The organism is Roseitalea sp., assembly GCF_984466335.1.
Genome location: NZ_CFIFWG010000070.1, coordinates 6019 through 14788, shown reverse-complemented (window position 1 = coordinate 14788; position 8770 = coordinate 6019). Strand labels below are relative to the sequence as shown.

Annotated in this window: 9 protein-coding genes; 7 read left to right on the top strand and 2 right to left on the bottom strand. The window is 66.1% G+C overall.

What is annotated here, in order from left to right; genetic code table 11:
- From AC5E6L_RS08270 to leuC (AC5E6L_RS08245), 6 genes are all read left to right on the top strand, one after another.
- Window positions 1-348, top strand: a 348-nt coding sequence (locus tag AC5E6L_RS08270; RefSeq protein ID WP_491772550.1) for a tripartite tricarboxylate transporter TctB family protein, incomplete at its 5' end; no start/stop codon positions are given.
- The gene (locus AC5E6L_RS08265; RefSeq protein ID WP_491772548.1) at window positions 345-1877 is read left to right on the top strand and encodes a tripartite tricarboxylate transporter permease; all 1533 of its coding nucleotides are present in this window, start codon (window positions 345-347) and stop codon (window positions 1875-1877) included. The genes AC5E6L_RS08270 and AC5E6L_RS08265, both read left to right, overlap by 4 nt.
- A complete protein-coding gene (leuC, locus tag AC5E6L_RS08260; RefSeq protein WP_491772546.1) occupies window positions 1874-3271 on the top strand; it encodes a 3-isopropylmalate dehydratase large subunit in 1398 nt (465 codons plus the stop codon). Before AC5E6L_RS08265 ends, leuC (AC5E6L_RS08260) begins: the two co-directional genes overlap by 4 nt.
- Entirely contained in the window at window positions 3268-3882 is a 615-nt protein-coding gene (gene leuD, locus AC5E6L_RS08255) for a 3-isopropylmalate dehydratase small subunit (RefSeq protein ID WP_491772544.1), read from the top strand. The genes leuC (AC5E6L_RS08260) and leuD overlap by 4 nt, the downstream gene beginning before the upstream one ends.
- Window positions 3883-3891: 9 nt before the next feature.
- Window positions 3892-4746, top strand: coding sequence for an isocitrate lyase/PEP mutase family protein (locus tag AC5E6L_RS08250; RefSeq protein ID WP_491228898.1), 855 nt, complete (start codon window positions 3892-3894; stop codon window positions 4744-4746).
- Window positions 4747-4885: 139 nt separating this feature from the next.
- A complete protein-coding gene (leuC, locus tag AC5E6L_RS08245; protein ID WP_491772542.1) occupies window positions 4886-6292 on the top strand; it encodes a 3-isopropylmalate dehydratase large subunit in 1407 nt (468 codons plus the stop codon).
- Between the two features lie 57 nt (window positions 6293-6349).
- On the opposite strand, the gene AC5E6L_RS08240 is transcribed toward leuC (AC5E6L_RS08245), so the two are convergent.
- Window positions 6350-7330, bottom strand: coding sequence for an AEC family transporter (locus AC5E6L_RS08240; protein WP_491228900.1), 981 nt, complete (start codon window positions 7328-7330; stop codon window positions 6350-6352).
- 94 nt (window positions 7331-7424) lie between these two features.
- On the bottom strand, window positions 7425-8420 hold the full coding sequence (locus tag AC5E6L_RS08235; RefSeq protein ID WP_491772540.1) for a GlxA family transcriptional regulator: 996 nt from the start codon (window positions 8418-8420) through the stop codon (window positions 7425-7427).
- A gap of 108 nt (window positions 8421-8528) precedes the next feature.
- On the opposite strand from AC5E6L_RS08235, the gene AC5E6L_RS08230 reads away from it, so the two are divergent.
- Window positions 8529-8770, top strand: a 242-nt coding sequence (locus tag AC5E6L_RS08230) for an FAD-dependent oxidoreductase (protein WP_491772538.1), incomplete at its 3' end; no start/stop codon positions are given.

Sequence of the window (8770 nt, the reverse complement as noted above, 5' to 3'; positions counted from 1 at the left end):
CAGGTGCGCACCATGATGCAAACCCGCGCCGCGCATGCTGATGGCGGCGCGGAGAAACAAACCGAAGACGTCCATGGGGATGGCGATGAGCCCGCGCCCGAGGCGACATCCCTCCAGGCCCGATACGGCACGCCGCTGTCGGCAATCGGGCTCGGGCTCTACGTGCTTTCGCTGCCGTTTCTGGGCTTCGACGTGGCGACGGCGCTCTTCGTCGCTGCCAGCATGCTCCTTCAGGGCGAGCGCAACCCGATCGTCATCTGCCTGTTCGCCGTGATGGTGGCGGCGCTGCCGATCCTTGGCATCGAATACATGGTTTCGGTCTCCGTGCCGACCCTGGTGCTGCCATGATCGACGCTGCGGCCCTGGGCGATGCGTTCGCGCTGCTGGCCAGCAACCCGCTGGCCTGGATTGTCGTGCCGGCCGGTCTGCTGATCGGGCTGGTGTTCGGGATCCTGCCCGGACTGTCCGTGCCCATCGCGATGGCGGTGTTTCTGCCCTTCACCCTTTACATGGATTTCCTGTCGGCGATCCTGTTCCTGACGGCGATCTTCACCGGCGGCGGGTTCGGCGGATCGGTTCCGGCCATCCTGCTCAACGTGCCCGGAACGACCGCCGCCATCGCCACTTGTTTCGACGGTTATCCGATGGCGCGCCAGGGGCGCCACAACGAGGCCCTGGGGGTGGCGCTGGCGGCGTCGACCATCGGCACCATCGTCGCATACGCGCTGCTTCTGGTGATCCTGGAGCCGATTTCGCGCTTCGTGCTGAAGCTCGGCGCGCCCGAACTCACCCTGATCGCCGTGGCGGGCCTGTTCCTGATCGCGGCGCTGTCCGGCTGCCACTTCTGGCGCGGCATCGTCGCCGGCGCGGTCGGGTTGATGATCGGCACCATCGGAATGAGTTCGTCCGGCGTCATGCGCGGGACCATGGGCTCGATGTACATGCTCGACGGGATCGAGACGACCGCCGCCATCATCGGCCTGTTCGCGGCGTCGGAGATCTTCGCCCTGACGCGCAAGGATTACATCGTCGCAGACGCAAAGGCGCGCGCCGTCCGCCTGTCCAAGATCTTCCAAGGTTTCACGCGCGCGTTCCAGAGCTGGTTCCTGATGATCCGGGGCGGCCTGCTGGGCGCGATGATCGGCGCCGTCCCCGGGGTCGGATCGACGGTCGCGAACCTGGTATCCTATTCGGCCGCGCGCGCCACCGCCAAGGATCCGGCAAGCTACGGGCGCGGCAACGCCGATGGCGTCGTCGCGGCGGAAGCGGCCAATTCCAGTTCGGAAGGCGGGTCCATGGTGGCCCTTCTCGCCCTGGGCATTCCCGGCGGCGCGGGAACCGCCATCATGCTCGGCGCCTTCGCCATGCACAACGTCACAGGCGGACCGCGCTTCATCTCCGACAACAAGGAGGTGGTCTACGCCATCATCGGCGGCAATTTGATCCAGGCCTTTCTGCTCGCCGTGATCGGCATCGTGTTCCTGCGCATCGCGGTCATGGTCGTCCAGGTGCCGCTGCGCTACCTGCTGCCGGTCATCCTGGTCCTGACGGTCTTGGGCAGCTATTCGCTGTCGGGCAGCCTCGCCGGCCCGATGACGCTTGCCGGCGGCGCCATCCTCGGCGTCGTCATGAAGCATTTCAACTATCCCGTGGTCGCCACGGTCATCGGCCTTTTGCTGGGCCGCATGCTTGAAGGCAATCTGCTGCGCACTTGGCAGCTCAGCCGCGGCGACCTGACCATCTTCTTCGAGCGCCCGATCAGCGTCTTCCTGATCGTCCTTCTGGTCGCCGCCGCCGCGGCGCCGTTCGCCCTGAGGCGCGCCAGGCAGCGGGGCAGCGTTGCGAGCCGTGGCGAGGCGGAAGGATCACGGACATGACCCAAACCCTGCTGGACAAGATCTGGACGGCGAACACCATCAAGCAACGCGCGGACGGTGCGACCTTGCTCTATGTCGACCGGCACCTGGTTCACGACGCCACGTTCCAGGGGTTCGACACGCTCGACGCCGAAGGGTATCCGCTGCGCCGGCCAGACCTGACATTTGGGATGGCCGACCACTATATCGCCACCGGATCGTCGGCGGCGCGCCGCCGGGCCGCCTTCGACGGCCTGGTCCAACGGCTGGACCGCAACGCCCGGAAATGGGGCTTTGAGTCGTTCGGGCCGGGCACGTCGCGGCAAGGCATCGTCCATGTCGCCGGGCCGGAGATGGGCCTGACCCTGCCCGGTTGCGTCCTGGTCTGCGGAGACAGCCACACCGCGACCCACGGCGCCCTTGGGGCGCTGTCGTTCGGCATCGGCGCCAGCGAGATCGCCCATGTCCTCGCCACCCAGGCCATCTGGCAGCACAAGCCCAGGAGCATGCGGGTCACCATCGACGGCACGCTGGGCAAGGGCGTGGTCGCCAAGGACGTCATCCTGGCCCTGATCGGGCGCATCGGCGCGGGCGGCGCGACAGGGCACATCATCGAATATGCCGGAAGCGCCATTGACGGGCTCTCGATGGAAGGACGGCTGACGGTCTGCAACATGACCATAGAGGCGGGCGCGCGCACCGGCATGATCGCGCCCGACGATGTCAGCCTTCAATGGCTCGCCGGGCGCGCCTATGCCCCCAAGGGGCGCCTGTGGGATCGGGCGGAGGCGCAGTGGCGCAGGCTCAGGTCAGATGACGGTGCCGTCTTCGACGCGCAGGTCTTGCTGAACGCGGACGAGATCGCACCCATGGTGACCTGGGGCACCTCGCCCGATGATGTGGTGCCGATCACCGGACACGTTCCCGATCCGGAGGCGCAAGACGATCCCGACAGGCGCCGGCAGGTCCGCAGGACACTGGACTATATGGGCCTTGTGCCGGGCACGCCGATGACCCAGATCGCCATCGACCGCGCCTTCATCGGGTCCTGCACCAATGGCAGGATCGAAGACCTGCGCGCGGCGGCCGGCATCGCGCGCGGCCGCCGGGCCCGCGTGCCCGCCCATGTCACGCCGGGCTCGGCACAGGTCAAGCGGCAGGCCGAATCCGAGGGACTGGATCGCATCTTCCGCGCCGCGGGCTTCGAGTGGACCGATCCGGGCTGTTCGATGTGCGTGGCCATGAACGGCGATCTGGTGCCGCCGGGTGAGCGCTGCGCCTCTTCCACCAACCGCAATTTCGAGGGCCGGCAGGGCAAGGGCAGCCGGACCCACCTGCTCAGCCCAGCCATGGTCGCCGCCGCCGCGATCGCGGGCCGGCTGACCGATGTTCGTGGGATGCAGGCGCCGTCATGACCCCCTTTGTCACCCATGAGGGCGTCGCCGCGCCGCTGGAGCGCGCGCAGGTCAACACCGATCTGATCGCGCCCGCCCGGTTCCTCAAGCGCGGCCGGCAAGACGGCTTCGGCGATGCCCTGTTCGCCGATCTGCGCGGCACCATGGACGGCGACCGGCCCTTCGTTCTGGACCGGGACGGCATGGCGGCCGCGTCCGTCCTTGTCGCGGGCGAGAACTTCGGCTGCGGCTCCTCGCGGGAGCATGCCGTCTGGGCACTGATGGATTTCGGCTTCCGGGTGATCGTCGCCGAGAGCTTTGCCGATATCTTCTACAACAATGCCGCCCAGAACGGGCTTTTGGCGGTGTCCCTGCCCGCATCCGACATTGGCGCGCTGTGGCGCGCCTGCGCCATGAATCCCGGCCTGACCGCCAAGGCCGACCTGCCCCGCCAGGAAATCACCTATGCGGATCGTTCTGCGAGGTTCGCCATCGACGCCTACCGGAAGGACATGCTGCGGCAGGGCCTTTCGGAAATCGCCATGACGCTGAAGGACCTGAAGGCTGTCCGTGACTTTGAGCGGGGCCGGGCGGAAGACCGGCCATGGCTGTCACACCCCAAGCAAGCATAAGGAAAAGCTATGACATTGGACCTTAAAACGGCGCTCTTGAAGGACATGGTCGTGGCGCCCGGCGTGTTCGACCTGATTTCCGCGCTGATCGCCGACCGCATGGGGTTCAGTGCGCTGTACATGACCGGTTACGGAACCGTCGCGTCCCATCTGGGGCTGCCGGACGCCGGGCTTGCGACCTATCGCGACATGGTCGAACGCGCCGGGCGGATCGCCCAGATGACAAAGACCCCGCTGATTGCCGACGCCGATACCGGATATGGCGGTCTGCTGAACGTGGCGCACACCGTTCGCGGCTACGAGGCCGCCGGGGTTGCGGCGATCCAGATCGAGGACCAGGAGTTTCCGAAGAAATGCGGCCACACGCCGAACCGGCGCGTCATCGCCGCCGGGGAGATGGCAAAGAAGATCGAGGTGGCCTGCAACAGCCGCAACGGCGACGATTTCCTGATTATCGCCCGCACCGACGCGCGCACCGCCCACGGCATCGACGAGGCCGTCCGGCGCGGCAAGCTCTACCGCGACGCGGGCGCCGACATCGTTTTTGTCGAATCCCCCGAGAGCGATGAGGAGATGAAGCGGATCTGCTCGGAAATCGACGCGCCCACGCTGGCCAACATGGTGGAGGGCGGACGAACCCCCATGCTGTCCGCGCAGCGCCTCAAGGAGATCGGCTTTGCCATCGCGCTCTTTCCGGGATCGGGTTTCCTGGCAACCGGAAAGGCTCTGGAATCGGTCTATGCCGATATAAGGGAGAATGGATGCACCACGGAAAAGACCCCGCTTTACGACTTCGCCCAGTTCAACGAGTTGATCGGCTTTCCCGAAATCTGGGAGTTCGAGCGCCGCTATCCGCAGCAATAGGCTCCACACGCCACAAACCCGGAATCAAGCAACGAGCACGACGCCCTTCGGGGTTTGCCGCGCCCGTCCTTGACGGTCCCGATCCCCATGTGCATATCCCCATGATGGATTTCACGACCATCGGACGGGATACGTCGCCATGGCCGCGCCGCGCACGCTCTATGACAAGATATGGGACGACCATCTGGTCCATGCGGCCGAGGACGGCACCTCGCTCATCTATATCGACCGGCACCTTGTGCACGAGGTGACCAGCCCGCAGGCGTTCGAGGGCCTTCGCATGGCGAACCGCAAGGTGCGCCGGCCCGAAAAGACGCTCGCCGTGGTCGACCACAACGTGCCCACCTCCCCCGACCGGCATCTGGGCATCAAGAACGAGGAAAGCCGCATCCAGGTCGAGGCGCTGGCCAGGAACGCCGCCGATTTCGGCATCGAATATTATTCGGAGACCGACCGCCGGCAGGGCATCGTCCATATCGTCGGCCCCGAGCAGGGCTTCACCCTGCCCGGCATGACGATCGTGTGCGGCGACAGCCACACCTCGACCCACGGCGCCTTCGGCGCGCTGGCGCACGGCATCGGCACGTCGGAGGTCGAGCATGTGCTCGCCACCCAGACGCTGATCCAGAAAAAGGCCAGGAACATGCTGGTGCGGGTCGACGGCGTGGCGCCCCAGGGCGTCACCGCCAAGGACATCATCCTCGCCATCATCGGCCAGATCGGCACCGCGGGCGGCACCGGCCATGTCATCGAATATGCGGGCGAGGCGATCCGCGCCCTCTCCATGGAAGGGCGCATGACGGTCTGCAACATGTCGATCGAGGGCGGTGCCCGCGCCGGCATGATCGCGCCCGACGAGGCGACCTTCGCCTATATCGCGGGCCGTCCCCGCGCGCCCGTGGGCGCCGCCTGGGACAGGGCGATGGACCATTGGCACACGCTGCGCAGCGACGAGGACGCCCATTTCGACGCGATCGTCGAATTGGACGCCGCCGACCTGCCGCCGATCGTCTCCTGGGGGTCGTCGCCCGAGGACGTCGTTTCGATCGAGGGCCTCGTCCCCGACCCCGACGAGATCGACGACGCCAACAAGCGCGCCTCCAAGTGGCGGGCGCTGGATTATATGGGCCTCAGGCCCGGCACGAAGATGACCGATATCGAACTGGACCGCGTGTTCATCGGATCGTGCACGAACGGCCGGATCGAGGATCTGCGGGAGGTGGCGCGCGTGGTCGAGGGCAAGCGCGTCGCCGAGCGGGTCGATGCGATGATCGTGCCCGGCTCCGGCCTGGTCAAGGCGCAGGCCGAGGCCGAGGGGCTCGATGCGATCTTCAAGGCGGCCGGGTTCGACTGGCGCGAGCCGGGCTGCTCGATGTGCCTTGCCATGAACGACGACCGCCTCGGGCCCGAGGAGCGCTGCGCCTCGACCTCGAACCGAAACTTCGAGGGGCGGCAGGGCTACAAGGGGCGCACCCATCTGGTCTCGCCGGCCATGGCCGCCGCCGCCGCCGTCGCCGGCCGCTTCGTCGACGTGCGCAAGATATAGGATCATCGCGTCGACGACAGTTGCCCGCCGTCGGTTCCGCGCCGGCGGCCACGCCCTTCACAGCGGCAGCAAGCCGTCGACGATGTAGAGCCACACCGTGATCGTCACCACCGACATGGCGGTCGCCAGCAAGAGGGTCGAGGCGGCAAGGTTCACCGCCCGATCGTAGAGGCTGGCGAAGATATAGATGTTCACGCCCGGCGGCATGGCGGCCAGAACCACCGCCGCGTGCACGGCAGCGCTCGACAGGCCGAACACATGGTGCGTCAGGCCGAACGCGATCGCCGGGTGCACGATCAGCGAAAAGGCGGAAGCGGTCAGCGTCTCGGGGAGGGCGGCGATCAGCCTGTAGCGCGTCAGCGCCGCGCCGATGCCGACGAGCGCGACCGGTATCGCCGCCGCCGCCAGCATGTCGACGGCCGCGCGCAGCGGCTCGGGCAGAACGAGACCGGATGCGTTCGCGGCAAGGCCCGCGAGAATGCCGGCCATCAGCGGGTTGGCGACGATCGACCGTGCCGCCGTCTTCAGCGTCTCGCCCAGCGTCCTGCCGTCGCGGCGCATCAGTTCCATGGTGATCATGCCGACGGCGTAGATGGCCGGCGCATGCAGGGCGATGATGCCGAACGCCATTGTCATGGTCGCGCCGCCATAGGCTCGCTCGATGATCGGCAGGCCGAGCAGCACCGAATTGGAGAAGGTGCCGGCAAAGCCCACGGCCACGGCCTCACCGGGGCGCCGCCCGAAGACGGCCCGCGCGACGACGATGCCTGCGGCAAAGCAGAAGAAGGCGCCGGCATAGAAGCTGGCCAGCAGCGGCGGGGAGAAGGCCCGACCGAGGTCGATGTCCGCCATCGCCCCGAACAGCAGGACCGGCACGGCGATCCTGACGGCGAAGATGTTCAGCGCATCGGCGAAATCGTCCTTCAGATAGCCGGATCGGACGGCGCCATAGCCCACCGCGATGAGGATGAAGACGGGAAGGACGGTTTGCAGGATGGCGAACATGCGCGGCAAGGCACCGGACAGGAAGTGATTCACCGGCCCTCATAACAGAACGCTGCTGTTTGATCCCATGTTTTGATGGCGCGATCTTTTCGCCGGCATGGAAGGCGGCGGCCGGTGTCGTCGGCGCCTACGCCGGCCGTTGATTTGCCATCAGCCGGTAGGCGCTCGGTGTGCACTTCTCGAACTTCGAAAAGGTCCTGGTGAAATGAGACGTGTCGCAGAACCCGGTGGCGACCGCGACCTCCGAGATTCGCAGCGTCCGATCCTGCAAGAGCTGCTTTGCGCGGTGCATCTTCAGATGGCTCATCGCCTGAAGCGGCGACATGCCGATGGCTTTGCGGAACCTCTCCTCCAATGTGCGGCGGCTGACGGACAGCCTTTGGGCGACATCCCCGATCAATAATGTGCTTTCGATTTCCTGCTCCATTATGACGAGCGCCCGCTGCACCGTGTTGTCGCTGCATTTGAGTTCCATCGGCACGCCGGGCTGGGCTTTCCCGTCGCTGTGAAAGCCGTCGACGATCAAGATGCGGAGGCTTTTTACGGCGGCCCGTCGGCCTATGGCGTTTTCGACCAGATACCCGGCCAGATGCGCAGCGCTGCTGCCGCCGGAGCAGGTCAATCTGTCGCGATCCACCACGAAGATCTGGTCCGAGACCGGCTCCAGCCCCGCAAAACGTTCCAGGAAATCGGCGCGATGGAACCAGCTGACGCAGCACTTATAGCCATCCATCAACCCCGCATCGTGCAGGATGAAACTGCCGGTGCAAAGCCCGATCAGCGGCACGCCCCGTGCGGCGGCGGCCTTGAGAAAGGCCGTGTAATCGGGTCCGATGGTCTCGATCTGCTCTACCAGACCCCCCACCACAACGATGTAGTCAAAATCCGACGGGTTTCCCAGGCGCGCATCGGGGTGAACCTGGATGCCGCAGCTTGCGCGGATCGGCTGCATATCCCGTGACAGAACCGTCCACTTGCACCGGATCGGGCGGCTCTTGTCGCCGGTATCGGCGGCCAGTCGCAGCACATCGACGAAGCTGGCAAAGGCGGTCAGCGTAAATCGGTCGGCAAGGACGAAGCCCACCGAGAGCGTGGGGGGATGTCGGGCAAGCGCGCGACTCATGAGCGGAACCTCCGGGCGGTTTGCTCATTGATCCTATAAGAGCCGCGCAATTGTACAAGTGTGCGACAGGCAAGACGGTTTAGCTGAGGTTTGGTTAGGGAGGAGACCATGAAGAAATACTCCGCGCTCTGCATCATTCGGGACGCTCTGACGGGGTATCGGAACGTCGCGCCGCAATGGCCCGATTCCGAGCTGAAAGACAGCTACGACGTGGTCGTTATCGGGGCGGGCGGGCACGGTCTTGGAACCGCCTACTACCTGGCCAAGGAGCACGGCATCACCAATGTGGCCGTGATCGAAAAGGGCTGGCTTGGCGGGGGAAACACCGGCCGGAACACGACCATCATTCG

Coding starts and splice junctions, on each gene's coding strand:
- AC5E6L_RS08265 (WP_491772548.1), top strand. CDS start 345: ATGATCGACGCTGCGGCCCTGGGCGATGCGTTCGCGCTGCTGGCCAGC.
- leuC (WP_491772546.1), top strand. CDS start 1,874: ATGACCCAAACCCTGCTGGACAAGATCTGGACGGCGAACACCATCAAG.
- leuD (WP_491772544.1), top strand. CDS start 3,268: ATGACCCCCTTTGTCACCCATGAGGGCGTCGCCGCGCCGCTGGAGCGC.
- AC5E6L_RS08250 (WP_491228898.1), top strand. CDS start 3,892: ATGACATTGGACCTTAAAACGGCGCTCTTGAAGGACATGGTCGTGGCG.
- leuC (WP_491772542.1), top strand. CDS start 4,886: ATGGCCGCGCCGCGCACGCTCTATGACAAGATATGGGACGACCATCTG.
- AC5E6L_RS08235 (WP_491772540.1), bottom strand. CDS start 8,420: ATGAGTCGCGCGCTTGCCCGACATCCCCCCACGCTCTCGGTGGGCTTC.